Below are 26,515 nucleotides of genomic sequence, written 5' to 3'. Positions count from 1 at the left end.
ACCCAAACCTGAACATCAACGAAGAGGAATCCCGCCAATGCTCGCCCTGAAGCTGTTACTGGTACCCGGCTTCATCGCATGCATCTCCATGGCGGGCAAACGCTGGGGCCCCAGCGTGGCCGGCCTGCTGGCCGGCATGCCCGTGGTGGTTGGTCCGATCCTGTTCTTGATTGCACTGGAGCGTGGCGCGCCGTTTGCCGCCGCGGCGGCTACCAGCGCCCTCTGCGCCGTGTTCGCGTCGGTAGAGTTCAGCTTGGCCTATGCCTGGAGTTGCCGCCGGCACAGTTGGCCGCTGGCGCTGACGGCTGCCTTGGGTGCCTGGCTGGCCGCGGCGGCGTTGCTTGGCAGGCTGCCCTTCTCGCCCTTCACCGCTCTGGCCTTGGCGCTGCTCACGCTAGGCATCTGTCCGTCGCTCTTTCCGCTGCCCGGTCCCGCCGGGCGGGCGGCTCCCGTGTCTCGCGCGGGGCTGCTGATGCGCATGCTGGCCGGTGCGGCCCTGACGGTCGCGGTAACGACCCTGTCGGCATCGATCGGCTCCACCTGGAGCGGGCTGCTGGCCGTATTCCCAGTGCTTGGCATTGTGCTGTCGGTGTTCTCGCACCGGGCAGCCGGCCCGGACTTTGTCGTCGCCTTGCTGGCTTCGATGGCGGCAGGCTTGTTTTCCTTTGTCGCGTTCTGCTTCACCTTGGCCGTACTCTTGCCGCAAAGCACCATCGCGATCGCCTTTCCCATGGCAATCCTTGCTACCGCTGTTACACAATGGGCAGTCAAGGCATATCGGAAAGGACGCGCCAGACAGCAGCCCGTGATTGCCGATCAGGAGCGCACATAATGCCCATGCAGATCCGCCTGCTCACCCCCACCGATGCTAGCGCCTTCCAGGCGCTGCGCCTCGAAGGCCTGCTGGAGGCGCCCGCTGCCTTCGGTTCCAGCTTCGAGGAGGAGCGTGACCTGCCGCTGGCCACCATCGCCGGCCGCCTTGAGGCAACGCCCGAAAAGGCCGTGATCGGCGCCTTTGAAGCCACCGAGGGCGGCACCGCGCTGGCCGGCGTGGTCGGGCTGATGCGCGAGGACAAGGCCAAGCAGCGGCATAAGGCGTTTATCTGGGGCATGTATGTGGCGCCGGGCTATCGCGACCGGCGCCTCGGGCGACAGCTGATGGAACAGGCGTTGGCGGTGGCCACCGCCATGCCCGGGCTGCGCCAGGTCACGCTCTGCGTCAGCCTCATCAATGCGCCAGCGATTGCACTCTATGAGGCCATGGGCTTCGTGCGCTACGGCGTGGAGCCGCAGGCGCTCTATGTGGCACCGGACTACCACGACACGCTGGAAATGGTGCACATGCTGACGCCGCGCTGACCAAAAAACGCCCTATTGCCGCCTTGCGCCACGCCGGTGCTAAGCTGGATTGGTACCGGCCAGCCCGCGAGGATCCCCCCCGCCACCACCCGCACGGCACGTTCCGGGCCAATGCCATCATGAGCGATTTTGATCGGCCCGCCATGCGGAATTCACGTCGCCACGGGGCTGCGCCGCCACCTGGCTGCGCTATAGTCCTTGCTCCCCACCCGCTCCCGCCCTGCTTTCGGCAGGGAGCCGGCGGCCATAACAGGAGTTGCCATGAACGCCCCGCACGAAGTCTCACTGGTCGCCGACGACGCACGCCGCAGCGCGTTGCTCACCGGCCTGGCGAAAATCCTGCCCGATGCGGCGTTGTTGTGGAAACCCGAAGACACCGTGCCCTACGAGTGCGACGGCCTGGCAGCCTATCGCCAGGTGCCGATGGCCGTGGCGCTGCCCGACAACGAGGACCAGGTCTGCGCCATCCTGCGCCTGTGCCACTCGCTGCAGGTGCCCGTGGTGCCGCGCGGCGCCGGCACCAGCCTGTCCGGCGGGGCCATGCCGATCGCCACTGGCCTGGTACTGTCGCTGGCCAAGTTCAAGCGCATTGTCAGCGTGGACGTGCGCTCGCGCACTGCGGTGGTCCAGCCCGGCGTGCGCAATCTCGCCATCTCAGAGGCCGCCGCGCAGTACAACCTCTATTACGCCCCCGATCCTTCCTCGCAGATCGCCTGCACCATCGGCGGCAACGTCAGCGAGAACTCAGGCGGCGTGCATTGCCTGAAGTACGGCCTGACGGTGCACAACGTGCTGCGCGTGCGCGCCGTCACCATGGAGGGCGAAGTGGTGGAGTTCGGCTCGGAAGCGCCCGACGCGCCGGGGCTGGACCTGCTGGCCGCCGTGATCGGCTCCGAAGGCATGCTGGCGGTGGTCACCGAGGTGACCGTCAAGCTGATCCCCAAGCCGCAGCTGGCGCAGGTGATCATGGCCAGCTTCGATGACGTAGCCAAGGGCGGCAACGCGGTGGCCGATGTGATCGGCGCCGGCATCATCCCGGCCGGGCTGGAGATGATGGACAAGCCCGCCACCGCCGCGGTCGAGGAATTCGTGCGCGCCGGCTACGACCTGGACGCCGCCGCCATCCTGCTGTGCGAGTCCGACGGCACGCCGGAAGAAGTGGCCGAGGAAGTGGAGCGCATGAGCGAGGTGCTGCGCGCTTCCGGCGCCAGCCGCATCCAGGTGTCGCAAAGCGAGCCCGAACGGCTGCGCTTCTGGAGCGGGCGCAAGAACGCCTTCCCCGCCGCCGGGCGCATCTCGCCAGACTACTACTGCATGGACGGCACCATTCCGCGCAAGCATATCGGCACGCTGCTCAAGCGCATCGAGGAAATGGAGCGCAAGTACGGCCTGCGCTGCATGAACGTGTTCCATGCGGGCGACGGCAATATGCACCCGCTGATCCTGTTCGATGGTGCGGACCAGGACGAATGGCACCGCGCCGAGCTGTTCGGATCCGACATTCTGGAGAGCTGCGTGGAGCTGGGCGGCACGGTGACCGGCGAGCACGGCGTGGGCGTGGAGAAGCTCAACTCCATGTGCGTGCAGTTCTCCGCGGAAGAGCGCGAGCTGTTTTTTGGCGTCAAGGCGGCCTTCGACCCGGCGCGCCTGCTCAACCCCGACAAGGCCATCCCCACGCTGGCGCGCTGCGCCGAGTACGGCCGCATGCATGTGAAGCGCGGCCTGCTGCCGCACCCTGACCTGCCGCGATTCTGAACATGGCCGCTCCAAACGCCACGCAACGCAACCGCAGTAGCGCGCAAACCCGCCAGCGCCTGGGCAAGCCCGAATCCGGCTGGCGCGAGCGCTGGTACACCATCATCTTCGAGGCCGACACGCGCAACGGGCGGCTGTTCGACGTCACCCTGCTGCTGGCCATCGTGGCCAGCGTGCTGATTGTGGTGTTCGACAGCCTGCCGGCGGTCAGCCTGCGGCTTGGCCACGTGTTCACGGTGCTGGAATGGCTGTTCACGCTGCTGTTCACCGGCGAGTACGTGATGCGCATCCTGGTGGTGCGGCGCCCCTTGCGCTATGTGTTCAGCTTCTTCGGCGTGGTCGATTTCCTGTCGATCATCCCCACGTGGCTGGCCTTCTTCGTGCCCGAACTGGCGTTCCTGATCGACGTGCGCCTGCTGCGGCTGCTGCGCGTGTTCCGGATCCTCAAGCTGACGGTGTATTTCGAAGAAGCGCAGATCCTGTACCGCGCGCTGGCCAACAGCCGGCGCAAGATCTTCGTCTTCCTTGGCACGGTGTTCATTATCACCGTGATCCTCGGCACCGTGATGTATGTGGTGGAAGGCCCGCAGCACGGCTTCACCAGCATCCCCGTGAGCATGTACTGGGCGGTGGTGACGCTGACCACCACCGGCTTCGGCGATATGGTGCCCAAGACGCCGCTGGGCCAGTTCATCACCTCGCTGACCATCCTGCTGGGCTACGGCATCATCGCTTTCCCCACCGGCATCGTGGGCGCGGAGCTGGCCGCCAGCATCATGAAGCGGCCGCTGACCACGCGCACCTGCAACCATTGCCTGACGGAAGGCCACGATCCCGATGCCGGCTACTGCAAGCACTGCGGCAGCGAGCTGCCGCCTTACCACGACGAGAGCGAACGCGAGCCGGCAGGCTCCCGCGCAAGCGCCGAGACGCCACCGCACCGTCCCACTTCTTCCGCCTGACTTAGTTCACGCCGACACCCGCCCGCCACCATGCCAGCCATGCCAGCAGATCCTCAAGCCACCCTCACCGCCTTTCGCGATGCCATCCGGCATGCCACCGACACGCGTGCGCCGCTGCGCCTGCGCGGCGGCGGCAGCAAGGATTTCTACGGCCAGCATGCGCAAGGGGCGCTGCTCGACACGCGCGCCTACAGCGGCATCGTCGACTACGACCCGCCCGAGCTGGTGATCACCGCGCGCTGCGGCACGCCGCTGGCGGAGATCGAGGCGGCGCTGGCCGAGCGGCGCCAGATGCTGGCGTTCGAGCCGCCGCACTTCAGCACCGGCGCCAATGCCAGCGACGTGGCCACGATCGGCGGCGCCGTTGCCGCTGGCCTGTCCGGCCCGCGCCGGCAGGCGGTGGGCGCGTTGCGTGACTTTGTGCTGGGCACACGCGTGATGGATGGCCGTGGCGACGTCCTGAGCTTTGGCGGCCAGGTCATGAAGAACGTAGCCGGCTATGACGTCTCGCGGCTGATGTCCGGGTCGCTCGGCACGCTGGGGCTGATCCTGGAAGTCTCGCTCAAGGTGCTGCCGGTGCCCTTCGACGACGCCACGCTGCGTTTTGCGCTGGACGAGGCCGCGGCGCTCGATCGCCTCAACGACTGGGGCGGCCAGCCCCTGCCGATTGCCGCTTCGGCCTGGCACGACGGCGTGCTGCACCTGCGCCTGTCGGGCGCGGCGGCCGCGCTGCGCGCCGCGCGCGAGCGGCTTGGCGGCGAAGCCGTGGATGCCGCGCAAGCCGATGCATTGTGGCGCGCGCTGCGCGAGCAGAGCCACGCCTTCTTTGCCCCGGTGCAAGCGGGCCGGGCACTGTGGCGCATTGCCGTGCCAACCACCGCCGCGCCGCTGGCGCTGCCCGGCGGGCAGCTGATCGAATGGGGCGGCGGCCAGCGCTGGTGGCTGGGCGGCAGCGACAGCGCGGCCGACGGCGCCATCGTGCGCGCCGCGGCCAAGGCGGCCGGCGGCCACGCCACGCTGTTCCGCAACGGCGACAAGGCCGTGGGCGTGTTCACGCCGCTGTCCGCGCCGGTGGCGGCCATCCATCAGCGGCTCAAGGCGACGTTCGACCCCGCCGGCATCTTCAACCCGCAGCGCATGTACGCCGGCCTCTGAGCCACGGGCCGCACCACACCGCATCGATCCCCAGCCAAGGCACCGGAGAGTCCCCGAACCATGCAAACCACACTGGCCGAATTCCTGCGCGACACGCCCGACGGCGAAGAAGCCAAGTCCATCGTCGGCAAATGCGTGCATTGCGGCTTCTGTACCGCGACCTGCCCCACCTACCAGTTGCTCGGCGACGAGCTGGACGGCCCGCGTGGCCGCATCTACCTGATGAAGCAGGTGCTGGAGGGCCAGCCCGTCACGGAAAGCACACGCCTGCACCTGGACCGCTGCCTGACCTGCCGCAACTGCGAATCCACCTGCCCCTCGGGCGTGAAGTACGGCCGTCTGGTCGACATCGGCCGCAAGGTGGTAGATGACCGCCTGGAGGCCCAAGGCATCCAGCGCCCGGCGCGCGAGCGTTTCGCGCGCTGGGCGCTGCGCGAGAGCATGACGCGCCCGGCGCTGTTCGGCACGGCCATGCGCATGGGGCAGCGCGTGCGAGCGCTGTTGCCGCAGGCGCTGCGCAACAAGGTGCCGCAGGCGGTCAACGCCGGCGCATGGCCGCGCACCACGCATGCGCGCAAGATGTTGTTGCTCGACGGCTGCGTGCAGCCCTCGATGTCGCCCAACATCAATGCCGCCACGGCACGCGTGTTCGACCGCCTTGGCGTGCAGCTGGTGGTGGCGCGCGAGGCCGGTTGTTGCGGCGCCGTGCGCTATCACACCGGCGACCACGACGGCGGCCTCGACAATATGCGGCGCAATATCGACGCCTGGTGGCCGGCGGTGCAAGCCGGCGCGGAGGCCATCGTGATGACGGCGTCGGGCTGCGGCGTGATGGTCAAGGAATACGGCCACCTGCTGCGCAACGATGCCCGCTATGCGGATCGCGCGCGCCAGATCTCGGCGCTGACCAAGGATCTGTCGGAGCTGCTGCCGAACTTCGCCGACGCCCTGCAAGACGCGGCCGCCGAGGCAAGAAGCGACAAAGGCACCAACGGCACCGATGGCCAGCGCGTGGCCTACCATCCGCCCTGCACGCTGCAGCACGGCAAGCAGATCCGCGGCAAGGTGGAAGCCCTGCTGACAGGCCTGGGCGTGGACGTCAAGCTCTGTGCCGACAGCCACCTGTGCTGTGGCTCCGCAGGCACGTACTCGGTGCTGCAGCCCGCTTTGTCCTATCGGCTGCGCGACGAGAAGCTCGCCAATCTGCAGGCATCGAAGCCCGAGGCCATCGTCTCGGCGAATATCGGCTGCATCACGCACCTGCAAAGCGGCACCGGCACGCCGGTGATGCACTGGATCGAGCTGGTGGACCGCATGCTGGGGTAGGCTGGACGCGTGGTGCCGGGTTACCATGCGATGGCATTCACCCTTGCTGCCTTTCGCTCCTTTCGCCCCGCACCCGCATGCTCCAGACCTTCGCCATCCTGCTGGTTTTCCAATCCGTCGGGGAGACGCTCAGTTATTCCCTTAGCCTGCCCGTGCCCGGGCCGGTGATCGGCATGATCCTGCTGTTCGGCTGGCTCACGTTCGACGACCGGCTACTGCCGGTGATCCAGGGGACCACTTCCGATCTGCTCAAGCACTTGTCGCTGCTGTTCGTGCCGGCGGGTGTCGGCATCATGGTGCACGCGCACCGCATCGGCGGGGAGTGGCTGCCGATCGTGGTGGCGCTGGTGGTGTCCACCTGGCTGGCGATCGCCACCACCGCGCTGGTGGCGCGCGCGCTGATGGGCAAGCCCCGGCCGCCTGAGGATGCCGGGGCGCAAGCCGGTTCGGGAGAACAAGCATGACGCCGCGCCTGAACGAGATCTGGGTCTATCTGGCGGCCAGCCCGCTGCTCGGCCTGACCGCTACCTTGCTGGCCTATGTCTTCGCGTTCCGCGTCTATGAGCGCGCGCGCTTCTCGCCGCTAGCCAATCCCGTGATGATCGCGGTCGCCATCCTGGTCACGCTGCTGACGGTGACCGGCACGCCGTACAAGACCTATTTCGATGGCGCGCAGTTCGTCCACTTCCTGCTCGGGCCCGCTACCGTCGCGCTGGCGGTGCCGCTTTACATGCAGCTGCGCAAGCATGTTTTCCCGCTGCTGGGCGGGCTGCTGGCGGGATCGCTGGTGGCGGTGGTATCGGCCGTGGGCATCGCCTGGCTGCTGGGCGCTTCGCCCGAGACCATGCGCTCGCTCGCGCCCAAGTCGGTCACCATCCCGATCGCCATGGGCGTGGCCGAGAAGATCGGTGGCCTGCCTTCGCTGACCGCCGTGCTGGTGATGGCCACCGGCATCATCGGCGCGGTGAGCGCCACCAAGCTGCTGAACCTGCTGCGCATTTCCGACTACACCGTGCGCGGTTTCGCCACCGGCGTGGCAGCGCACGGCATCGGCACCGCGCGCGCCTTCCAGGTCAACCAGGAGGCCGGCGCCTTCGCCGCGCTCGGCATGGGCCTGAACGGCGTGCTGACCGCCGTGATGGTGCCGATGCTGGCGGCATGGATGCCACGCTGATCCCTGATCCCTGCTGACAGGACGTTGTCAGGAGCCCTCGCGCATGATCCGTCTCTCCATCACCCCTGAGAGAGACCATCATGAGCGGACTGATCAACTGGCTTGAAATTCCTGTCGCGGACATGACCCGTGCCATCCGGTTCTACGAGCAGGCCTTCGAGACCACCCTCAAGCGCGAAACCATGGCGCAGATCGACATGGCTGTCTTTGCCAACCATGAGCCTGGCGGCGCACTGGTAGCCGGCGAGGGCTTCCGCCCCTCGGCCGACGGCTGCCTGCCTTACCTGCACACGCCGCAGCTCACGGCGCTGCTGGCGCGTGTCACCGCGGCCGGCGGCAAGACCGTGTTCGGCCCGCTGCAGTTGCCTGGCGATATCGGCCATATCGCGCATATCATCGACAGCGAAGGCAATCGCGTCGGCCTGCACCAGCCGCTGGTAGGATAGTCGGCCACCGCGACCGTGTTACCAATACCCGCATAGCACCAAGATGAAGCCTCGATGAGCCGCCGCGCCGACCGCCTTTTCCAGATCGTCCAGGTACTGCGCGGGCGCCGCCTCACCACGGCGGCGCTGCTGGCGCAGCGGCTCGGGGTGTCCGAGCGCACGGTGTACCGGGATATCCAGGCGCTGTCGCTGTCGGGCGTGCCGGTCGAGGGCGAAGCGGGCATCGGCTACCGGTTGCGGGCCGACTATGACGTCCCTCCGCTGATGTTCACCGCGATCGAAGTCGAGGCGCTGGTGGCCGGGCTGCGGCTGCTCAAGGCCTGGGGCGGCGGGGCGCTGGCCGCCGCGGCCGATCCCGCGCTGGAGAAGCTGGTGGCGGCGCTACCGCCCGCGCGGCGTCATGCGGCGCAGCAAAGCCGCGTGTTCGCCCCCGAATTCGTCAACCTGCCGCAGGTGCGCGACGCCTTTGACGTGGTGCATGGCGCCATGAACGCGCAACGCCTGCTGCGCCTGGACTACACCGACGCGCAGCAGCGCGCCTCCGACCGCATCGTGCAGCCGCTGGGCCTGTTCTTCTGGGGCAATAGCTGGCTGCTGGCCGCCTGGTGCACCACGCGCACCGACTATCGCAGCTTCCGCCTGGACCGCTGCCGCGGCATCGTCATGTTGGAAGACCGCTTCCACGAAACCCCCGACCGCTCGCTCAATGGCTTCCTGCGTGCGGTGCAGCACAGCAGCGGCTAGCCGGCCTATCGGCTGACCGGCTGATTCGGGACATGTCCTACGCCGGCTCGGCCAGCAGCGTCTCGATGTCGCGCTTGATATCCTCGGGCTTGGTGGTGGGCGCGTAGCGCTTGAACACCGTCCCGTTGCGGCGCAGCAGGAACTTGGTGAAGTTCCACTTGATCGCTTCCAGGCCAAGCACGCCCGGCTTCTCCGAGGTCAGCCAGCGATACAGCGGATGCGCGTTATCGCCCTTGACGTCGATCTTGCCGAACATCGGGAAGGTGACGTGGAAGCGCGACTCGCAAAACTGGCCGATCTGCGCGGCATCGCCCGGCTCCTGCTTGCCGAACTGGTTACAGGGAAAACCCAGCACTTCAAGGCCGCTTGCCGCGTACTGGTCCTGCAGCGCCTGCAGGCCGGCATATTGCGGCGTAAAGCCGCACTCGCTGGCCGTGTTCACGATCAGCAGCACCTTGCCGCTGAATTGCGACAGCGGCACAGGCAGGCCGGCCAGGGAGCTGGCTTCGAACTGGTAGACATTGCTCATGACGGAATCCTCGGGTGACACGGCGGTGGACGGCGATGTGCGCCCACCGCCAGACAGTGTACTTGGCGACGCTGCCGTGAGTGCTCAGATCACATTCAGGTGTTCGGTGCCGGCGCCCAGGTCGGTCTCGCGGTCCATGGTGCCGTGCAGCTTGATCATCAAGCGCAGGTCGTTGAGCGAGTCGGCATTGCGCAGCGCGTCTTCGTAGGTGATCTTGCCGGCCTCGTAGAGATCGAACAGCGCCTGGTCGAACGACACCATGCCCTGCTCGCGCGACTTCTTGATGACTTCCTTGAGCGCATGGATCTCGCCCTTGAAGATCAGGTCGGCCACCAGCGGCGTGCCGAGCATGATCTCCACTGCCGGCACCCGGCCCTTCTGCCCCTTGCGCGGCAACAGGCGCTGCGACACCATCGCCTTCAGGTTGAGCGACAGGTCGATCAGCAACTGCTGGCGCTTTTCCTCGGGGAAGAAGTTGACCACGCGGTCGATGGCCTGGTTGGCATTGTTGGCGTGCAGCGTAGCCAGGCACAGGTGGCCCGTTTCCGCGTACTGCATCGCGTACTCCATGGTTTCCCGATCGCGGATTTCGCCGATCAGGATCACGTCGGGCGCCTGGCGCAGCGTGTTCTTCAACGCCACGTGCCAGGAGTCGGTATCGATGCCGACCTCGCGCTGCGTGACGATGCAGTTCTGGTGCGCGTGCACGTATTCGATCGGGTCCTCGATGGTGATGATATGCCCGTACGAATGCGCGTTGCGGTGATCGAGCATGGCCGCGAGCGAGGTCGACTTGCCCGAGCCGGTGGCGCCGGTGACGATCACCAGCCCGCGCTTTGACATCACGATGTCATGCAGCGCGGGGGGCAGGTCGAGGTCTTCCACCGAAGGAATGCGCGTATTGATGGTACGCACCACCATGCCCGCCTTGCCCTGCTGGATGAACGCGGAGACGCGAAAGCGCCCGGCGTTGGGCACGGAGATGGCGAAGTTGCACTCGCGGCTACCGTCGAACTCGCCCGCCTGCCGCTCGTTCATGATGGAACGCACCAGGCCAAGCGCCTGGGTGGGGTTGAGCGGCTGCTGCGAGACTGGCGTGATCTTGCCATCGACCTTGATGGCCGGCGGAAAATCCGCGGTGATGAACAGGTCCGAGCCGCGGTTGCCCACCATCAGCTCGAGCAGGTCGTTGATGTACTTGGCGGCGGATTCGCGATCGAGCATGGCGGTGTCCTGGTTCGGATGCGGCGGACTCGCCTCAGCCCGTGAATGAGTCGGGGTTCTTGGCAATGGCGCGCGCATCGTTGTAGTTGATGATGCCGCGCTTGATCAGGTCCGACAGGCACTGGTCCAGCGTCTGCATGCCAAGGCCGCTGCTGGTCTGCATCATCGAGTACATCTGCGCGATCTTGTTCTCGCGGATCAGGTGGCGGATCGCAGGCGTGGCGATCATGATCTCGTGCGCCGCGGTACGGCCGTTGCCATCGCGCGTCTTGAGCAGCGTTTGCGAAATCACCGCTTCCAGCGATTCCGACAACATGGTGCGCACCATGTCTTTTTCTTCGGGCGGGAACACGTCGACAACCCGGTCGATGGTCTTGGCCGCCGAGCTCGTGTGCAGTGTGGCGAACACCAGGTGGCCGGTTTCGGCCGCAGTCAGCGCCAGGCGGATGGTTTCCAGGTCGCGCAGCTCACCCACCAGCACCACATCGGGATCCTCACGCAGCGCGGAGCGCAGCGCGTTGGCAAAGGAATGCGTGTGCGGCCCCAGCTCGCGCTGGTTGATCAGGCTCTTCTTGGACGTGTGCACGAACTCGATCGGGTCCTCCACCGTGAGGATGTGGCCCATGTCGTTATCATTGCGGTGGTCCACCATCGCCGCCAGCGTGGTGGACTTGCCCGAGCCGGTCGGGCCGGTCACCAGCACCAGGCCGCGCGGCTTCATGCACAGGTCAGCGAATACCGCCGGCGCGCGCAGGTCTTCCAGCGTCAGTACCTTGGAAGGAATGGTCCGGAACACGGCGGCGGCGCCGCGCTGCGTATTGTAGGCATTGACCCGGAATCGCGAGAGGCTGGCGATCTCGAAAGAAAAGTCGATTTCCAGCCGTTCCTCATATTGCTTGCGCTGGGTGTCGCTCATGATGTCGTACACCATGGCGTGGACATCTTTGTGGCCCATCGCGGCCACATTGATGCGGCGCATATCGCCGTGGATACGCACCATCGGCGGCATGTCTGCCGAGAGATGGAGATCGGACGCCTTGTTCTTGACGGCGAAAGCTAATAGCTGCGCGATGTCCATCTATAATGACCCCACCCTTTTTGTCGTACTTATTGTTGTACTTCTTGATATGTTCGCCGGATTATGTCTGTAATCGCCGCCAACTTGCAAGCCGTCAACCGGCGCGTCGCGGCAGCCGCACAACAGGCCGGGCGACCGGCCGGTAAAGTCACGCTTCTGGCGGTTTCGAAGACCTTCCCCGCCGCCGCGGTGCAGGCTGCGTTCGACGCCGGCCAGCGCGCCTTTGGCGAGAACTACGTGCAGGAAGGCGTGGACAAGATTGCACAGCTTGGCGATTTGCGCGACCAGATAAGCTGGCACTTTATCGGCCCCCTGCAAAGCAACAAGACGCGTGCCGTGGCCGAGCAGTTCGACTGGGTCCATGCCATCGACCGCCTGCGCATCGCCGAGCGGCTGTCGGCGCAGCGGCCCGCCGGCATGGCGCCGTTGCAGGTCTGCCTGCAGGTCAATATCAGCGGCGAAGCCAGCAAGAGCGGTGTCGCGCCAGACGAAGTGCCCGCGCTGGCACGCGCCATGGCGACGCTGCCCGGGCTGCGGCTGCGCGGCCTGATGGCCATTCCTGAGCCGCAGAGCGATATGGAGGCCCAGCGCCGGCCGTTTGCCGCGCTGCGCACCCTGCTCGACACCTTGCGCGCCGCCGGGCTGGATGTGGACACGCTCTCGATGGGCATGTCCGCCGACATGGAGGCCGCCATTGCCGAGGGCGCTACCGTGGTGCGCATCGGCACCGCCATTTTCGGCGCGCGCGACCATGCCACGGCACCCGAGGCGACACAGGCCAGGCTGGCCTGAACGCCGGCCCCCTTCTTCCCAGACGATTCCCAGCAAGAGATCGATATGCTCAAGACTCTCACCTTTGGTTTCCTCGGCGGCGGCAATATGGCCACCGCCCTGATCGGCGGCCTGATCGCCCGGGGCGTGCCAGCCACTTCGATCCGCGTGGTCGATCCGTTCGATGAAGCGCAGGCGCGCCTGCGGCGCGACCTTGGGGTGCATGCGGCAGGCGCGCCCGACGCCGCCTTTGGCAAGAGCGATGTGCTTGTGCTGGCGGTCAAGCCGCAGCAGTTCCGCGAAGCGGCGGCAGCGCTGCTGCCGCACCTGGGCGACAGCCTGATCGTGAGCGTGGCCGCCGGCATCCGCCTGGCCGACATGCAGCGCTGGTTCGGCGGGCGCACCCGCCTGGTGCGCGCCATGCCCAACACCCCGGCGCTGGCCGGCATGGGCATGACCGGCCTGGCAGCGGTAGCCGGGCTGGCGCAGCAGGACCGCGACATCGCCAGCGCGCTGGCCGAAGCCGTGGGCAAGTGCGAGTGGGTGGAAGGCGACGCGCAGATCGACGCAGTCACGGCCATCTCCGGCAGCGGCCCGGCCTACGTCTTCTACTTCATCGAAGCCATGGAGAAAGCGGCCGTGGAACTCGGTCTGAACGCCCAGCAAGGGCGCGCGCTGGCAGTGGAAACCTTCCGCGGCGCCGCGGCCCTGGCTGCCCAGTCGGAAGAGCCGGTCAGCCTGCTGCGCGAGCGCGTGACCTCAAAGGGCGGCACCACCTACGCCGCACTCACCGCCATGCAAGCCGCCGGTATCGGCGAAGGCTTCGCCAAGGCCATGCACGCCGCCGCTGAACGCGCGACGGAAATGGGCGCGGAGTTTGGCAAGGACTGAGTTGGGTACGTCCTTTCCCGCGCGGCGGGAGAGGACGCAAACCGTCAGGACACTTGAGCGCAGCCTCAGCGCAACGCGTAGGCCGCAGCCACCCCGGCAAACACACAAGCGCCCAGCCAGTTGTTGTGCCGGAACGCGGCAAAGCACTTCATGCGATCCCGCTCGCGGATCAACGTGTAGTGATACACCGCGCATCCCGCCGCCGCCGCCAGCCCGATCCAGTACGGCCAGCCCAGCCCGAACTGCGTACCGGCCCAGGCCATCAGCCCCAGGAACACCGCATAGCAGATCATGATGGCGGCGACATCGAACCGCCCGAACGTGATGGCCGACGTCTTCATGCCGAGCAGCAAGTCATCGTCGCGGTCCACCATGGCGTAGGCGGTATCGTAGGCCACCGCCCAGAACACATTGGCCAGCAGCATCACCCACGCCACCACCGGCACATGGTCCTGCACCGCGGCGAACGTCATCGGGATGCCAAAGCCGAAAGCAATGCCAAGGTAGGCCTGCGGGATGGCAAAGAACCGCTTGAAGAATGGATAGGTGGCGGCAAGCACGGCGCCGACCACCGCCAGCCACTTGGTAAACCCATTGAGCGGCGTGATCAGCGCGAAGGCCGCCAGCGACAGCACCACCGCCACCGCCACCGCCTCCCAAGCGGCAATCTTGCCCGCGGTCAGTGGCCGCTCCTTGGTGCGCTTGACGTGTTTGTCGAAGTCGCGGTCGGCCCAGTCGTTCATGGCGCAGCCGGCAGAGCGCATCAGGAAGGTGCCGATGACGAAGATCCAGAACAGGCTCCACACCGGCTGGCCGCCCGAGGCCATCCACAGTGCCCACAGCGTGGGCCACAGCAGCAGCAGCGTGCCGATGGGCTTGTCGATGCGCACCAGGCGCGCGTACAGGGCTAAGCGTTCAAACATGGCGAGGGGCCGCGGCACGGGGTCGGGCAAGGCAATGGCATTCAACGAAAAACGCGCCGCGACCCGGTCAGGGCGCGGCGCGTATGGCCGGCAGCACACCACGGCCGCCGGTGGTGTCGACTCAGGGCATCAGGCCAGCATCGAGCGCAGCATCCACGCGGTTTTTTCGTGCGTCTGCATGCGCTGGGTCAGCAGGTCGGCGGAGGGTTCATCGCCCGCGGCGTCGATGGCCGGGAACAGCGAGCGCGCGGTGCGCACCACGGCTTCCTGGCCTTCGACCAGCTTGCGGATCATCTCGGTGGCTTCGGGCACGCCCTCTTCCTCCGGGATCGACGACAAGCGGGCGTATTCCTTGTAGGTGCCCGGCGCCGGGTAGCCCAGCGCGCGGATGCGCTCGGCGATCGAGTCCACGGCGAGCGCCAGCTCGGTGTATTGCGTCTCGAACATCAGGTGCAAGGTGTTGAACATCGGACCCGTGACGTTCCAGTGGAAGTTATGGGTCTTGAGATAGAGCGTGTAGGTATCCGCCAGCAACTTGGACAGGCCTTCCGCGATCTTCTTGCGTTCTTTGTCGGAAATGCCGATGTTCACGCTCATCTCATTCTTCTTTGCCATGATAGGTACGCTCCAGTCTGGGGTGGCTCTGACAACTGCCGCGCCACGGGACGCGGCACAACCCGCACATTATGGCATCACCCGGTAAAGGCAGACAAACCCTTGACCGCGTCCAGGAACATCGCGACCGCGCCCAGCGCGACCGCCGCCAGCCCGATCTCCGTGCGCCACAGCTTGCGTTGCAGGCGCGCCGCGTCGGCGCGGCGGGGGCGGTCGTGGGCAGCTTGCTGCAACTGCTGAAATTCGCTGGCGAACAGTCTGAACATGGCCATGATGGTTCTCCGTGCCGGGCTTTCAAGGTGGCCCCGGCTCAGGGCCACCCGCACTGCCCTGCTTCATTGCTTGCGCATTACTTCAGGTTGAGTGCGCGCTTGACGCCCTCGCCATAAGCCGGATCGGCCTTGGTGAAGTGCTCCAGCTGCACCCGCACGATATTTTCCGGCACGCCCTGCATGGCCGCCGCAATGTTCGCGTAAAGACGCTGGCGCTGGGCCTCGTCGAACAGGCGGAACAGCGCGCCGGGCTGGCTGTAGTAATCGCTGTCGACACGGTGGTCGAAGCGGTCGGCCGCGCCATCCAGGGCCAGGGGCGGCTCGATGGCGCGCTCGCTGGCGGCGTAGGCGCCCTCGCGGTTCGGCTCGTAGTTGAGCTTGCCGCCCTGGTTGCCGTCCACGCGCATCGCGCCATCGCGGTGGAAGGTATTGTGGAACGGGCACTTGGGCGCGTTCACCGGGATCTGGTTGTGGTTCACGCCCAGGCGGTAGCGCTGCGTGTCGCCGTACGAGAACAGCCGGCCCTGCAGCATCTTGTCGGGCGAGAAGCCGATGCCCGGCACGATGTTGGAGGGGTTCATCGCCACCTGCTCCACCTCGGCGAAGTAGTTGTCCGGGTTGCGGTTGAGCTCCATCACGCCGACGTCGATCAACGGATAGTCCTTGTGCGGCCACACCTTGGTGAGGTCGAACGGGTTGATGTGGTACTTGGCCGCATCGGCTTCGGGCATGACCTGCACGCGCACGTTCCAGCGCGGGAAGTTGCCGCGCTCGATGTTCTCGAACAAGTCGCGCTGCGCGCTCTCGCGGTCGCCCGCCACCACCTTGGCCGCTTCCTCGTTGGTCCAGTTGGCGATGCCCTGCTGCGACTTGAAGTGGAACTTCACCCAGAAACGCTCGTTGGCCGCATTGATGAACGAGAAGGTATGCGAGCCGAAACCATGGATCTGGCGATAGTTCTGCGGCAGGCCGCGGTCGCTCATCAGGATGGTGACCTGGTGCAGCGATTCCGGATGGCGCGACCAGAAATCCCAGACGGCAATCGGGTCGCGCAGGTTGGTGCGCGGATTGCGTTTTTGCGTGTGGATGAAATCCGGGAATTTCAGCGGGTCGCGCACGAAGAACACCGGCGTGTTGTTGCCCACCACGTCCCAGTTGCCTTCATCGGTATAGAACTTGACCGAGAACCCGCGCACATCGCGCTCGGCATCCGCCGCGCCACGCTCGCCCGCCACCGTGGAGAAGCGGATGAACATCGGCGTCTCCTTGCCGACGCTGGCAAAGATCGAGGCCTTGGAAAAGCGCGTGATGTCGTGGGTCACCGTGAACGTGCCGTGCGCGCCCGAGCCCTTGGCGTGCACGCGCCGCTCGGGAATGACTTCACGGTCGAAGTGAGCGAGCTTCTCCAGGAACCACACGTCTTGCAGCAGCATCGGGCCGCGCGGGCCGGCGGTCTGCGAATTCTGGTTGTCGGCTACCGGCGCGCCAGCGGCGGTGGTGAGAGTGTCCTTGTTCTTGCTCATCTTGGCCTCATTTTTCGTGGGAGTGGAACGGGGAGTCTGGCGAGGGCGGGCTGGGTTTTTCGCCTTTCATGTGCGACTCCTTGTGGATGACAGCGCGCAATGCGTCGATGCAGGGAGTCTACGGAAAGGCTATTAAATTTCAAATTCAATTATTTCTAACTATGAAATAGGGCATGCCTATTCCTGCCTGCGCGCCAGCATGGCATAGGGCAAAGACACAGAGAAGTTAGAAAAATCGAGGGGGGAGAAAAAACAAGGCAGGGGCAAAGCGTGCCGCCGGCGCAGAGCGCCGGCAGGCCGGGCGCGCTCAGGCGGCTTCAGCCAGTTCCTTGGCTGCCAGCATGCTGACGCCGGGCAAGTCGCAGGCAGCCACCGCGCGGCGCAGCGCCTCCATGGCCGGCAGGCGGGTAAAGCTCTTGCGCCAGGCCAGCACCACGCGCCGGTCGGGCACGGGATCGGTAAAGGGCACGTAGGCCAGCAGGTCGTTCTTGTTGGGCTTCAGGTCCGGCACCGAAGTCCGCGGCAGCACCGTGATGCCAACGCCACTTGCCACCATATGGCGGATGGTTTCCAGCGAGGAGCCTTCGAAGGTCTTCTGGATGCCGTCGGCCGCCTGCGAGAAGCGCGACAGCTCCGGGCATACGCCCAGCACCTGGTCGCGGAAGCAATGCCCGCTGCCCAGCAGCAGCATGGTTTGCTGCTTGAGTTCGTCGGGATCCACCTTCCCGGCATGCTCCAGATGGTGGCCACGCGGCACCGCCACGACGAAGGGCTCGTCATACAGCGGCTGCACGGTCAGCCCGGAATCGGCAAAGGGCTCGGCCATGATGGCGCAATCGATCTCGCCCTGCTTGAGCAGCTCGATCAGCTTGACCGTGTAGTTCTCCTGCAGCATCAGCGGCATCTGCGGCACGGTCTGGATCATTTCCTTGACCAGCGTGGGCAGCAGGTAGGGCCCGATGGTGTAGATCACGCCAAGCCGCAACGGCCCGGCCAGCGGGTCCTTGCCCTGCTTGGCGATCTCGCGGATGGCCATGGTCTGCTCCAGCACGCGCTGGGCCTGCGCCACGATCTGCTCGCCGATCGGCGTCACCGAGACTTCGGACGTGCCGCGCTCGAAGATCTGCACATTGAGTTCGTCTTCCAGCTTCTTGATCGCCACCGACAGCGTTGGCTGCGACACGAAGCAAGCTTCGGCCGCCCGGCCGAAATGGCGCTCGCGCGCTACGGCGACGATGTACTTGAGTTCGGTGAGCGTCATGACTTATCAATTTCCGTTAAGCGATAGATTTTACCTTCGATTCGACGTTCTGTCAGAGATGACAGGCAAAGCGACGCAGGCGATACCTGACCGCCCCCACCGGGTGGGTCCCCACCGTCACATCAGGCCTTCAGGTAGTGCTCCCTGCCACCCAGCCAGCGCAGCAGGTGCGCCTCAACCGCCTCCGGAAAGCGCGCCAGCATCAGTTCGGCGGCCTCCTGGGCATAATCGACCAGCCAGGCGTCGGTGTTGAGATCGGCGAAACGCAGCATCGCCTCGCCGGACTGACGCGCGCCGAGGAACTCGCCGGGACCGCGTATCTGCAGGTCGCGCCGGGCGATCTCAAAGCCGTCGGTGGTCTCGCGCATGGTGGCCAGGCGCTCGCGCCCGGTGGGCGACAGCGGTGCCTGGTACATCAGCAGGCAGACCGATTCCGCGCTGCCTCGCCCTACCCGGCCGCGCAACTGGTGCAGCTGCGCCAGGCCGAAGCGCTCGGCATGCTCGATCACCATCAACGAGGCGTTGGGCACGTCCACCCCCACTTCGATCACAGTGGTGGCTACCAACACCTGCAACCGGTTGGCGGTAAAGTCTTCCATCACCGCGGCTTTCTCTGCCGGTGGCAGGCGCCCGTGCACCAATCCCACCTTGAGCTCGGGCAAGGCGGCGACCAGCGTTTCATAGGTTTCCACCGCGGTCTGCAATTGCAGCGCCTCGCTCTCTTCGATCAACGGGCAGACCCAGTAGACCTGGCGCCCATCGGCGGCGGCGTGGTGCACGCGCTCGATCACCTCGTCGCGGCGCGCGTCGTTGACCAGCCGGGTCACCACCGGAGTGCGCCCGGGCGGCAATTCGTCGATCACCGAGACGTCGAGGTCGGCGTAGTAGGTCATGGCCAGCGTGCGCGGGATCGGCGTGGCCGACATCATCAGCTGGTGCGGCACGGTTTCCGCGGCCTTGCCAGCCTTGCCCTGCGCGGCGGCATCGGGGTCCGCCTTGCCGCGCAGCGCCAGCCGCTGGGCCACGCCGAAGCGATGCTGCTCATCGACCACGGACAAGCCCAGGCGGGCAAACTTGACGCTGTCCTGGATCAGCGCGTGGGTGCCGATGGCCAGCTTGGCCTCGCCGGACTCGACCTTGGCCGCGGCCTCGCGCTTGGCGCGTGTCTTCAGGCTGCCGGCCAGCCACACCACCGGCACGCCCAGCGGCTCCAGCCAGGCAGAGAGCTTGCGGTAGTGCTGTTCGGCCAGGATTTCGGTGGGTGCCATCAGCGCGGCCTGGTAACCGGCATCGATGGCCTGGCACGCGGCCAGCGCCGCCACGATGGTCTTGCCGCTGCCGACGTCGCCCTGCAGCAGGCGGTGCATCGGGTGGGGCGCACCCATGTCCTTGGCAATCTCTTCCACCACGCGCTGCTGCGCGCCGGTCAGCTTGAACGGCAGCGCAGCCAGGAAGGCGGTCAGCAGGCCGCCCGCGCGGCGCGGCATGGGCGGCGCGCTCTTGTCGCGCCGCGCCGCCTGGGAGCGCTTGAGGGAGAGCTGCTGCGCCAGCAGCTCGTCGAGCTTGATGCGTTGCCAGGCCGGGTGCGAGCGCTCGACCAGCGCGTGCTCGTCCACATCCTGCGGCGGTGTGTGCAGCAGGCGCAGGCACTCGGGCAAGGCTTGCAGCTTGAGCTGGGCTAGCGGGCCTTGCAGCACGGGCGCTGGCAGGGTCTCGGGCAGCGGCGTGCGTGACAGCGCGCCGCCGATGGCCTTGCGCAGGTAGCTCTGCGGGATGCCGGCGGTGCTCGGGTAGACCGGGGTCAGCCGCTCGGGCAGCGCCTCGCCGGGCGTCACCGCGCGCACCGTGGGATGGACCATCTCCGCGCCGAAGAAGCCGCCGCGCAGTTCGCCGCGCACCCGCAGGCAGGCGCCTTCGGCCATCAACTGGGTCTGGCTGCCGTAGAAATTAATGAACCGCAGCGTCAGCTCGCCGGTATCGTCGGCAATCTTGACCACCATCTGGCGGCGCGGGCGCAGGCTGACCTCGTTGGAGGTGACCACGCCCTCGACCTGCACCGTCAGCCCCATGCCCGCGCGCCCGATGGCATCGGCGATCGGCAGCAGCGTGGTCTCGTCCTCGTAGCGCATCGGCAAGTGCAGCACCAGATCGACGTCGCGCTTGAGCCCGAGCTTATGCAGCCGGGCCATGGCCGAGGACGGCTTGCCGGCGGCAGCGCCCTTGGCCACCGCCTTGCCCGCACGGCCCGGCTTGTCCCCGGCGCGCGCCGCGGGCGGGCTGTCGTTGGTTTCCGGGGTTCGGTCGGGAGCAGTTCCTGGCATCTGGGGCGTGGCTGGCGATTCGGGTCGGGGCGCGCGCCAGGTGGCACGCGCTGGTTGGCGCAAATAGGCGATATCACGCGCGCCCGGGCGGCGCAGCCGCCCCAAGCCTTACAATATCGGATTCGCCGATTGTACCTATGCCGGCCGCGCCACCGCGCGGTCTGCGGCCGTTTTTACCCCCATGATGCTGACGCTGTCCGATTTTGACTTTGCCCTCCCGCCTGAACTGATCGCCCAAACCGCCTTGCCGGAGCGCGGCGCGAGCCGGCTGCTGGTGGTGGATACGGACGCCCGGGAAGGCACCACCCGCCTTACAGACCGCGCGTTTACCGACCTCGTCGACTACCTGCGCCCCAACGATTTGCTGGTGTTCAATGACACCCGCGTCATCAAGGCGCGCTTCTTCGGGCAAAAGGGCAGCGGCGGCAAGGTCGAGGTGCTGGTCGAGCGGGTACTGGACAGCCATACCGTGCTGGCCCAGGTGCGCGCCTCCAAGACGCCGCCTGTGGGCAGCCTGCTGCGCCTGGCGGATGCCTTCGACGTCACTGTGGGCCCGCGCGTGGACCAGTTCTTCACGCTCACCTTCCCAGAGCCGGCGCTGGACCTGATCGAGCGCCACGGCCGCCTGCCGCTGCCGCCATACATCACCCACGATCCCGACGCCTTCGACGAAACCCGGTACCAGACGGTCTACGCCCGCGCCCCCGGCGCGGTGGCAGCGCCGACTGCCGGCCTGCATTTCGACGAGGCCCTGTTCGCCCGGCTCGATGCGCTGGGCGTGCGCCGCGGCTTCCTGACCCTGCACGTGGGCGCCGGCACCTTCCAGCCGGTGCGCACCGAGAACCTGGCCGAGCACAAAATGCACGCCGAGTGGTACGAGGTGTCGGATGCGCTGGCCCAGGCCGTGCGCGACACGCGCGCCGCCGGAGGCCGCGTGATCGCGGTCGGCACCACGTCCCTGCGCGCGCTGGAGTCCGCCGGCGCCACCGACGGCACGCTGGCCGCCGGCCGTGGCGACACCGAGATCTTCATCACCCCCGGCTACCGTTTCCGCGTGGTCGATGCGCTGATCACCAATTTCCACCTGCCCAAGTCGACCTTGCTGATGCTGGTGTCAGCGCTGGCCGGGGTGGAGCCCATCCGCGCCGCCTACCGCCATGCGGTGGCCGAGCGCTACCGCTTCTTCAGCTACGGCGACGCCATGCTGCTGACGCGCCAGCCCCAGCCCTGAGCGCGCCGCGCCAGCCCGACCCTGAATCCCGAATCCAGCCATGCTCAACTTCGAACTACTCACCACCGACGGCAACGCCCGCCGCGGCCGCGTCACCCTCAACCACGGCGTGGTCGAGACCCCGATCTTCATGCCGGTCGGCACCTATGGCTCGGTCAAGGCGATGTCGCCACTCGAGCTCGGTGAGATCAACGCCCAGATCATCCTGGGCAATACCTTCCACCTGTGGCTGCGCCCCGGGCTGGAAGTGGTGGAAAAGCACGGCGGCCTGCACCGCTTCATGGGCTGGGACAAGCCGATCCTGACCGATTCAGGCGGTTTCCAGGTGTTTTCGCTGGGCGCGCTGCGCAAGATCACCGAGGATGGCGTGACCTTTGCCTCGCCGGTCAACGGCGACAAGCTGTTCCTGTCGCCCGAGATCTCGATGCAGATCCAGCGCACCCTGAACTCCGACATCGTGATGCAGTTCGACGAATGCACGCCGTACGAAATCGACGGCCGCCCCGCCACCCACGCGGAAGCGGCCGCCTCCATGCGCATGAGCCTGCGCTGGGCCAAGCGCTCGATCGACGAGTTCAACAGCCTGGGCAACCCCAACGCGCTGTTCGGCATTGTCCAGGGCGGCATGTTCGAGGACCTGCGCGATGAGTCGCTGGCCGGCCTGTCGGAGCTGGACTTCCACGGCTACGCCATCGGCGGCCTGTCGGTCGGCGAGCCCAAGGAAGACATGATGCGCGTGCTGGAGCACGTGGGCCCGCGCCTGCCCGCGCACAAGCCGCACTACCTGATGGGCGTGGGCACGCCCGAAGACCTGGTGGCCGGCGTGGCGTCGGGGGTGGACATGTTCGACTGCGTGATGCCGACCCGCAATGCCCGCAACGGCTGGCTGTTCACGCGCTTTGGCGACGTCAAGATCAAGAATGCCGTCCACCGCAACGACACCCGCCCGCTGGACGAGTCCTGCGGCTGCTATACCTGCCGCAACTTCTCGCGCTCCTACCTGCACCACCTGCACCGGGTCGGCGAAATTCTGGGCGCGCGCCTGAACACCATCCATAACCTGCACTACTACCTGGAGCTGATGAGCGAGATGCGCGAAGCCATCGAGGAACACCGCTTCGAAGCCTTCCGCCTTCAGTTCGCCGCCGATCGCGCGCGCGGGGCGCAGTCGGCCACGCCCGCCCCGGCGTGAACTTTCCGCACGGCTCCGGTCGAATAGCGGTGCCTGCAACTGCCAAGCGGCTCGCAAGGAGCCCCGAACAAACCCGTACTACACCGTAAATGCCCGGATCGGGCATGGAATGCGGCCGCAAGCGGGTGGTAGAATAACCGACTAACTGATTGATTTTGTGACGGAGAAGCAACGTGCTGATTTCTAACGCATTTGCCCAGACTGCCGGCGTGACCGGCGGCGCGGCGGGTGGCCTGATGAGTTTCCTGCCTATCATCCTGATGTTCGCTGTGCTGTGGTTCATCATGATCCGCCCGCAGATGAAGCGCCAGAAAGAATCGAAGGCGATGCTGGAAGCGCTGGCCAAGAACGACGAAGTCGTGACTGCCGGTGGCATCCTGGGCCGTGTCACCAAGGTCAACGAACAATACGTGACCATCGAAATCGCCACGGGCACCGAAATCACGGTGCAAAAGAGCGCGGTTACCACGGTGCTGCCCAAGGGCTCGCTGAAGTCGCTCTGAGCACCGCGGCCGCGGGCGTGGCGTCGCCTTTTACCGGCGCCGCCCAGCTTCTCCCGCACCGCCTGCCTGCTTTTTCGCCCTTCCCGGCACGCCATTAGCGCGCGTGCCCCTGCAGCCGCCTGATCCAGCCCCGGGTTATCCGTGGATGCCAGGCGGCTGTTTGCCAACCGGTGCGGTGGTGCCAACTGCCCGCTGACGGTCTCGTCGGCGCCGCCAACCGAAGAACGACTGGCCAAAGATGAATCGTTATCCGCTTTGGAAATACCTCGTGATCCTGGTGGCTCTGGCCATCGGCATCACCTATACGCTGCCGAACTTCTTCGGCGAGGCACCTGCCGTGCAGGTCTCCTCCGCCAAGGCCACGGTCAAGGTCGACCTGGCCATGCAAAAGCAGATCGAGCAGGTGCTGGCGCAGAACAACCTGCAGCCCGACGGCATGTTCTTCGACCTGAACGGCCAGTCCGGCTCGGTCAAGGCGCGCTTCAAGACGCCCGACGAGCAGCTCAAGGCCAAGGACGTGCTGACCCGCGCGCTCAACCCCGACCCCAATGACGCCACCTACGTGGTCGCGCTGAACCTGCTGTCGGGCTCGCCGCGCTGGCTCACCGCCATGCACGCGCTGCCGATGTACCTGGGGCTGGACTTGCGCGGTGGCGTGCACTTCCTGCTGCAAGTGGACATGAAGGGCGCGGTCGACAAGAAGCTCGACAGCCTGGCCGGCGACGCCCGCACCCTGCTGCGCGACAAGGGCATCCGCCATGGCGGCATCGACCGCGATGGCGACCGTCTGACGGTGCGCTTCAACAATGCCGACGACGCCACCAAGGCGCGCGGCATCCTGGCCGACAACCTGCGCGAGCTGGCGTTCACCCCGGATGGCAACAACATCTCCGGCGTGTTCACCGATGCGGCCCGCAAGGCGGTGCAGGATGCGGCGGTCAAGCAGAACATCACCACCCTGCACAACCGGGTCAACGAGCTCGGCGTAGCCGAGCCGGTGATCCAGCAGCAAGGCGCCGACCGCATCGTGGTGCAGTTGCCTGGCGTGCAGGACACCGCAAAGGCCAAGGACATCATCGGCCGCACCGCCACGCTGGAAGCCCGCCTGGCCGACCCCGACGCGCCGCGCAACCCGCGCCCGGGCGACCCGATCCCCTTCGGCAGCGAGCTGTTCACGCAAGGCAACGGCGCCCCGGTGGTGCTCAAGAAGCAGGTGATCTTCACCGGTGACCGCATTGAAAGCGCTTCGGCCGGCTTCGACCAGAACCAGCGCGCCTCGGTCAACATCAAGCTCGACGCCCAGGGCGGCCGCGTGCTGCGCGACGTCTCGCGCGAGAACATCGGCAAGCCGATGGGCATCGTGCTGTTCGAGAAGGGCAAGGGCGAAGTGCTGACGGTGGCAACGATCCAGTCCGAACTGGGCTCCAGCTTCCAGATCACCGGCTCGTACTCCACCGAAGCCGCCAACGACCTGGCCCTGCTGCTGCGCGCCGGCTCGCTGGCCGCACCGATGGAAATCATCGAAGAACGCACCATCGGCCCGTCGCTGGGCGCAGACAACATCAAGAAGGGCTTTGACTCGGTGGCCTACGGCTTTGGCGCCATCGCCGTCTTCATGATGCTGTACTACATGCTGTTCGGCGTGTTCTCGGTGGCCGCGCTGGCCATCAACCTGCTGCTGCTGGTTGCGGTGCTGTCGATGCTGCAGGCTACGCTGACGCTGCCCGGCATCGCCGCTATCGCGCTGGTGCTCGGCATGGCCATTGACGCCAACGTGCTGATCAACGAGCGGATCCGCGAGGAACTGCGCGCCGGCGCATCGCCGCAGATGGCGATCGCCGTCGGCTTCGACCGCGCCTGGGCCACCATCCTGGACTCCAACGTGACCACCCTGATCGCGGGCCTGGCGCTGCTGGCCTTCGGCTCCGGCCCGGTGCGCGGCTTTGCCGTGGTGCACTGCCTGGGCATCATGACCTCGATGTTCTCGGCGGTGTTTTTCAACCGTGGCCTGGTGAACCTCTGGTACGGCCGCAAGAAGAAGCTGCAAAGCGTGGCGATCGGCCAGATCTGGAAGCCCGGCTCGGACAGCCAGGGCACCGTCGCCAAGTAAGCATCATGGATGTCCGCGCGCACAGAACGCGCACGGACATCCAACCAGCATAGAACGGCAGCAGGCGCTGCCGTACAAAACAGGATTCAACATGGAATTCTTCCGCATCCGGCGCGATATTCCGTTCATGAAGCACGCGTTGATCTTCAACGTGATTTCCTTCCTGACGTTTGCCGCCGCCGTATTCTTCCTGGCACACAAGGGCCTGCACCTGTCGATCGAGTTCACCGGCGGTACGGTGATGGAGGTCAACTACCAGCAGACGGCTGATCTGGAGCGCATCCGCGGCCAGGTCAGCAAGCTTGGCTACACCGACGTGCAGGTGCAGAACTTCGGCACCTCGCGCGATGTGATGATCCGCCTGCCGCTGCAAAAGGGCCCGGACGGCAAGCCTGTCACCTCGGCCCAGCAGAGCGAGCAGGTCATGACCGCCCTGCAGACGGCCGCACCTGACGTCAAGCTCCAGCGTGTCGAGTTCGTCGGCCCGCAGGTGGGCAAGGAACTGGCCACCGACGGGCTGCTGGCGCTGCTGTGCGTGGTGGCCGGCATCGTGATTTACCTGTCGTTCCGCTTCGAGTGGAAGTTCGCAGTGGCCGGCATCATCGCCAACCTGCACGACGTGGTGATCATCCTGGGCTTCTTCGCCTTCTTCCAGTGGGAATTCTCGCTGTCGGTGCTGGCGGCAATCCTGGCGGTGCTGGGTTACTCGGTGAACGAATCGGTGGTGATTTTCGACCGGATTCGCGAGAATTTCCGCAAGTACCGCAAGATGACCACGCACGAGATCATCGATAACGCGATCACCAGCACCATCTCGCGGACCATCATCACCCACGGCTCGACCGAAATGATGGTGCTGTCGATGTTCTTCTTCGGCGGCCCCACCCTGCACTACTTCGCGCTGGCGCTGACCGTCGGCATCTTGTTCGGCATCTACTCCTCGGTGTTCGTCGCCGCGGCGCTGGCCATGTGGCTGGGCGTCAAGCGCGAGGACCTGGTCAAGGGCGAGAAGAAGCCGGGTGACGTCGACCGCGAAGACCCGAACTTCGGCGCGCAAGCCTGACGGGCCTGCCGCGGATAGTTTCAAAGGCAACAAAAAAGGGCACCTTCGGGTGCCCTTTCTTGTTATGCCGTTGCTACTCGGAACGCG

At 66.3% G+C, this 26,515-nt stretch carries 26 protein-coding genes; 17 read left to right on the top strand and 9 right to left on the bottom strand.

The window, feature by feature from the left end:
• Window positions 1-37 precede the first annotated feature (37 nt).
• From AC1DQR_RS12250 to AC1DQR_RS12205, 10 genes are all read left to right on the top strand, one after another.
• Window positions 38-832, top strand: coding sequence for a hypothetical protein (locus tag AC1DQR_RS12250; RefSeq protein WP_477133080.1), 795 nt, complete (start codon window positions 38-40; stop codon window positions 830-832).
• Entirely contained in the window at window positions 832-1,359 is a 528-nt protein-coding gene (locus AC1DQR_RS12245; RefSeq protein ID WP_416049642.1) for a GNAT family N-acetyltransferase, read from the top strand. The genes AC1DQR_RS12250 and AC1DQR_RS12245 overlap by 1 nt, the downstream gene beginning before the upstream one ends.
• A 261-nt stretch (window positions 1,360-1,620) precedes the next feature.
• The gene (locus AC1DQR_RS12240) at window positions 1,621-3,114 is read left to right on the top strand and encodes an FAD-linked oxidase C-terminal domain-containing protein (protein WP_416049643.1); all 1,494 of its coding nucleotides are present in this window, start codon (window positions 1,621-1,623) and stop codon (window positions 3,112-3,114) included.
• Window positions 3,115-3,116: 2 nt separating this feature from the next.
• A complete protein-coding gene (locus AC1DQR_RS12235; protein ID WP_416049644.1) occupies window positions 3,117-4,076 on the top strand; it encodes an ion transporter in 960 nt (319 codons plus the stop codon).
• A 39-nt stretch (window positions 4,077-4,115) separates the two neighbouring features.
• Window positions 4,116-5,231: a glycolate oxidase subunit GlcE gene (gene glcE, locus AC1DQR_RS12230; RefSeq protein ID WP_416049645.1), complete on the top strand. Its 1,116-nt coding sequence runs from the start codon at window positions 4,116-4,118 to the stop codon at window positions 5,229-5,231.
• Window positions 5,232-5,291: 60 nt separating this feature from the next.
• Window positions 5,292-6,557 (top strand): glycolate oxidase subunit GlcF, encoded by a 1,266-nt coding sequence (glcF, locus tag AC1DQR_RS12225; protein ID WP_477133079.1) that lies wholly within the window; start codon window positions 5,292-5,294, stop codon window positions 6,555-6,557.
• A 77-nt stretch (window positions 6,558-6,634) separates the two neighbouring features.
• The gene (locus AC1DQR_RS12220; protein ID WP_416049647.1) at window positions 6,635-7,021 is read left to right on the top strand and encodes a CidA/LrgA family protein; all 387 of its coding nucleotides are present in this window, start codon (window positions 6,635-6,637) and stop codon (window positions 7,019-7,021) included.
• Window positions 7,018-7,731 (top strand): LrgB family protein, encoded by a 714-nt coding sequence (locus tag AC1DQR_RS12215; RefSeq protein ID WP_477133078.1) that lies wholly within the window; start codon window positions 7,018-7,020, stop codon window positions 7,729-7,731. The genes AC1DQR_RS12220 and AC1DQR_RS12215 overlap by 4 nt, the downstream gene beginning before the upstream one ends.
• An 80-nt stretch (window positions 7,732-7,811) precedes the next feature.
• The gene (locus AC1DQR_RS12210) at window positions 7,812-8,177 is read left to right on the top strand and encodes a VOC family protein (RefSeq protein WP_416049648.1); all 366 of its coding nucleotides are present in this window, start codon (window positions 7,812-7,814) and stop codon (window positions 8,175-8,177) included.
• 54 nt (window positions 8,178-8,231) lie between these two features.
• A complete protein-coding gene (locus AC1DQR_RS12205) occupies window positions 8,232-8,921 on the top strand; it encodes a helix-turn-helix transcriptional regulator (protein WP_416049649.1) in 690 nt (229 codons plus the stop codon).
• A 37-nt stretch (window positions 8,922-8,958) separates the two neighbouring features.
• Here the strand turns inward: AC1DQR_RS12205 and AC1DQR_RS12200 are convergent, their stop codons facing one another.
• The 3 genes from AC1DQR_RS12200 to AC1DQR_RS12190 all read right to left on the bottom strand — a co-directional run bounded on the left by AC1DQR_RS12200 (window position 8,959) and on the right by AC1DQR_RS12190 (window position 11,752).
• Window positions 8,959-9,450 (bottom strand): glutathione peroxidase, encoded by a 492-nt coding sequence (locus tag AC1DQR_RS12200; protein WP_309409221.1) that lies wholly within the window; start codon window positions 9,448-9,450, stop codon window positions 8,959-8,961.
• 84 nt (window positions 9,451-9,534) lie between these two features.
• Window positions 9,535-10,674, bottom strand: a complete 1,140-nt coding sequence (locus tag AC1DQR_RS12195) for a PilT/PilU family type 4a pilus ATPase (RefSeq protein ID WP_043349449.1) — start codon at window positions 10,672-10,674, stop codon at window positions 9,535-9,537.
• Window positions 10,675-10,708: 34 nt separating this feature from the next.
• Complete coding sequence (locus tag AC1DQR_RS12190) at window positions 10,709-11,752, bottom strand: type IV pilus twitching motility protein PilT (RefSeq protein ID WP_416049650.1); 1,044 nt, start codon at window positions 11,750-11,752, stop codon at window positions 10,709-10,711.
• Window positions 11,753-11,815: 63 nt separating this feature from the next.
• Here AC1DQR_RS12190 and AC1DQR_RS12185 point away from each other — a divergent pair, with 63 nt between their 5' ends.
• Window positions 11,816-12,544 carry a YggS family pyridoxal phosphate-dependent enzyme gene (locus AC1DQR_RS12185; protein WP_416049651.1) on the top strand — a complete coding sequence of 243 codons (729 nt, stop codon included), beginning with the start codon at window positions 11,816-11,818 and terminating at the stop codon, window positions 12,542-12,544.
• Between the two features lie 45 nt (window positions 12,545-12,589).
• Window positions 12,590-13,414: a pyrroline-5-carboxylate reductase gene (gene proC, locus AC1DQR_RS12180; RefSeq protein ID WP_416049652.1), complete on the top strand. Its 825-nt coding sequence runs from the start codon at window positions 12,590-12,592 to the stop codon at window positions 13,412-13,414.
• Between the two features lie 65 nt (window positions 13,415-13,479).
• Here the strand turns inward: proC and ubiA are convergent, their stop codons facing one another.
• The 6 genes from ubiA to recG form a co-directional block, all read right to left on the bottom strand.
• Window positions 13,480-14,337: a 4-hydroxybenzoate octaprenyltransferase gene (gene ubiA, locus AC1DQR_RS12175; protein ID WP_416049653.1), complete on the bottom strand. Its 858-nt coding sequence runs from the start codon at window positions 14,335-14,337 to the stop codon at window positions 13,480-13,482.
• A gap of 129 nt (window positions 14,338-14,466) precedes the next feature.
• Window positions 14,467-14,952: a Dps family protein gene (locus AC1DQR_RS12170; protein WP_416049654.1), complete on the bottom strand. Its 486-nt coding sequence runs from the start codon at window positions 14,950-14,952 to the stop codon at window positions 14,467-14,469.
• Window positions 14,953-15,029: 77 nt separating this feature from the next.
• Window positions 15,030-15,224, bottom strand: a complete 195-nt coding sequence (locus AC1DQR_RS12165) for a hypothetical protein (RefSeq protein WP_416049655.1) — start codon at window positions 15,222-15,224, stop codon at window positions 15,030-15,032.
• A 77-nt stretch (window positions 15,225-15,301) separates the two neighbouring features.
• Entirely contained in the window at window positions 15,302-16,747 is a 1,446-nt protein-coding gene (locus AC1DQR_RS12160; RefSeq protein WP_416049656.1) for a catalase, read from the bottom strand.
• 307 nt (window positions 16,748-17,054) lie between these two features.
• Window positions 17,055-18,008, bottom strand: coding sequence for a LysR substrate-binding domain-containing protein (locus AC1DQR_RS12155; RefSeq protein ID WP_043349480.1), 954 nt, complete (start codon window positions 18,006-18,008; stop codon window positions 17,055-17,057).
• Between the two features lie 122 nt (window positions 18,009-18,130).
• Window positions 18,131-20,329, bottom strand: coding sequence for an ATP-dependent DNA helicase RecG (gene recG / locus AC1DQR_RS12150; RefSeq protein WP_477133077.1), 2,199 nt, complete (start codon window positions 20,327-20,329; stop codon window positions 18,131-18,133).
• Window positions 20,330-20,513: 184 nt separating this feature from the next.
• Between recG and queA the strand changes: the two genes are divergently transcribed.
• The 5 genes from queA to secF all read left to right on the top strand — a co-directional run bounded on the left by queA (window position 20,514) and on the right by secF (window position 26,428).
• Complete coding sequence (queA, locus tag AC1DQR_RS12145) at window positions 20,514-21,560, top strand: tRNA preQ1(34) S-adenosylmethionine ribosyltransferase-isomerase QueA (RefSeq protein WP_416050384.1); 1,047 nt, start codon at window positions 20,514-20,516, stop codon at window positions 21,558-21,560.
• A gap of 40 nt (window positions 21,561-21,600) precedes the next feature.
• Window positions 21,601-22,752 (top strand): tRNA guanosine(34) transglycosylase Tgt, encoded by a 1,152-nt coding sequence (gene tgt / locus AC1DQR_RS12140; RefSeq protein ID WP_416049657.1) that lies wholly within the window; start codon window positions 21,601-21,603, stop codon window positions 22,750-22,752.
• A gap of 173 nt (window positions 22,753-22,925) precedes the next feature.
• Entirely contained in the window at window positions 22,926-23,255 is a 330-nt protein-coding gene (gene yajC, locus AC1DQR_RS12135; RefSeq protein WP_043349487.1) for a preprotein translocase subunit YajC, read from the top strand.
• Between the two features lie 238 nt (window positions 23,256-23,493).
• Complete coding sequence (secD, locus tag AC1DQR_RS12130; RefSeq protein ID WP_150985955.1) at window positions 23,494-25,365, top strand: protein translocase subunit SecD; 1,872 nt, start codon at window positions 23,494-23,496, stop codon at window positions 25,363-25,365.
• Window positions 25,366-25,456: 91 nt separating this feature from the next.
• Window positions 25,457-26,428 carry a protein translocase subunit SecF gene (gene secF, locus AC1DQR_RS12125; protein ID WP_253930682.1) on the top strand — a complete coding sequence of 324 codons (972 nt, stop codon included), beginning with the start codon at window positions 25,457-25,459 and terminating at the stop codon, window positions 26,426-26,428.
• Window positions 26,429-26,515: the final 87 nt, after the last annotated feature.

The organism is Cupriavidus sp. 05L411 (assembly GCF_056398045.1).
Note: the sequence above shows the minus strand (reverse complement) of the source record. Positions and strands in the feature narration are given on the sequence as shown.

What these genes read in the sequence shown, in the direction of transcription:
- AC1DQR_RS12250 (WP_477133080.1), top strand. Translation starts at nt 38, where the DNA reads ATGCTCGCCCTGAAGCTGTTACTGGTACCCGGCTTCATCGCATGCATC.
- AC1DQR_RS12245 (WP_416049642.1), top strand. Translation starts at nt 832, where the DNA reads ATGCCCATGCAGATCCGCCTGCTCACCCCCACCGATGCTAGCGCCTTC.
- AC1DQR_RS12240 (WP_416049643.1), top strand. Translation starts at nt 1,621, where the DNA reads ATGAACGCCCCGCACGAAGTCTCACTGGTCGCCGACGACGCACGCCGC.
- AC1DQR_RS12235 (WP_416049644.1), top strand. Translation starts at nt 3,117, where the DNA reads ATGGCCGCTCCAAACGCCACGCAACGCAACCGCAGTAGCGCGCAAACC.
- glcE (WP_416049645.1), top strand. Translation starts at nt 4,116, where the DNA reads ATGCCAGCAGATCCTCAAGCCACCCTCACCGCCTTTCGCGATGCCATC.
- glcF (WP_477133079.1), top strand. Translation starts at nt 5,292, where the DNA reads ATGCAAACCACACTGGCCGAATTCCTGCGCGACACGCCCGACGGCGAA.
- AC1DQR_RS12220 (WP_416049647.1), top strand. Translation starts at nt 6,635, where the DNA reads ATGCTCCAGACCTTCGCCATCCTGCTGGTTTTCCAATCCGTCGGGGAG.
- AC1DQR_RS12215 (WP_477133078.1), top strand. Translation starts at nt 7,018, where the DNA reads ATGACGCCGCGCCTGAACGAGATCTGGGTCTATCTGGCGGCCAGCCCG.
- AC1DQR_RS12210 (WP_416049648.1), top strand. Translation starts at nt 7,812, where the DNA reads ATGAGCGGACTGATCAACTGGCTTGAAATTCCTGTCGCGGACATGACC.
- AC1DQR_RS12205 (WP_416049649.1), top strand. Translation starts at nt 8,232, where the DNA reads ATGAGCCGCCGCGCCGACCGCCTTTTCCAGATCGTCCAGGTACTGCGC.
- AC1DQR_RS12200 (WP_309409221.1), bottom strand. Translation starts at nt 9,450, where the DNA reads ATGAGCAATGTCTACCAGTTCGAAGCCAGCTCCCTGGCCGGCCTGCCT.
- AC1DQR_RS12195 (WP_043349449.1), bottom strand. Translation starts at nt 10,674, where the DNA reads ATGCTCGATCGCGAATCCGCCGCCAAGTACATCAACGACCTGCTCGAG.
- AC1DQR_RS12190 (WP_416049650.1), bottom strand. Translation starts at nt 11,752, where the DNA reads ATGGACATCGCGCAGCTATTAGCTTTCGCCGTCAAGAACAAGGCGTCC.
- AC1DQR_RS12185 (WP_416049651.1), top strand. Translation starts at nt 11,816, where the DNA reads ATGTCTGTAATCGCCGCCAACTTGCAAGCCGTCAACCGGCGCGTCGCG.
- proC (WP_416049652.1), top strand. Translation starts at nt 12,590, where the DNA reads ATGCTCAAGACTCTCACCTTTGGTTTCCTCGGCGGCGGCAATATGGCC.
- ubiA (WP_416049653.1), bottom strand. Translation starts at nt 14,337, where the DNA reads ATGTTTGAACGCTTAGCCCTGTACGCGCGCCTGGTGCGCATCGACAAG.
- AC1DQR_RS12170 (WP_416049654.1), bottom strand. Translation starts at nt 14,952, where the DNA reads ATGGCAAAGAAGAATGAGATGAGCGTGAACATCGGCATTTCCGACAAA.
- AC1DQR_RS12165 (WP_416049655.1), bottom strand. Translation starts at nt 15,224, where the DNA reads ATGGCCATGTTCAGACTGTTCGCCAGCGAATTTCAGCAGTTGCAGCAA.
- AC1DQR_RS12160 (WP_416049656.1), bottom strand. Translation starts at nt 16,747, where the DNA reads ATGAGCAAGAACAAGGACACTCTCACCACCGCCGCTGGCGCGCCGGTA.
- AC1DQR_RS12155 (WP_043349480.1), bottom strand. Translation starts at nt 18,008, where the DNA reads ATGACGCTCACCGAACTCAAGTACATCGTCGCCGTAGCGCGCGAGCGC.
- recG (WP_477133077.1), bottom strand. Translation starts at nt 20,329, where the DNA reads ATGCCAGGAACTGCTCCCGACCGAACCCCGGAAACCAACGACAGCCCG.
- queA (WP_416050384.1), top strand. Translation starts at nt 20,514, where the DNA reads ATGCTGACGCTGTCCGATTTTGACTTTGCCCTCCCGCCTGAACTGATC.
- tgt (WP_416049657.1), top strand. Translation starts at nt 21,601, where the DNA reads ATGCTCAACTTCGAACTACTCACCACCGACGGCAACGCCCGCCGCGGC.
- secD (WP_150985955.1), top strand. Translation starts at nt 23,494, where the DNA reads ATGAATCGTTATCCGCTTTGGAAATACCTCGTGATCCTGGTGGCTCTG.
- secF (WP_253930682.1), top strand. Translation starts at nt 25,457, where the DNA reads ATGGAATTCTTCCGCATCCGGCGCGATATTCCGTTCATGAAGCACGCG.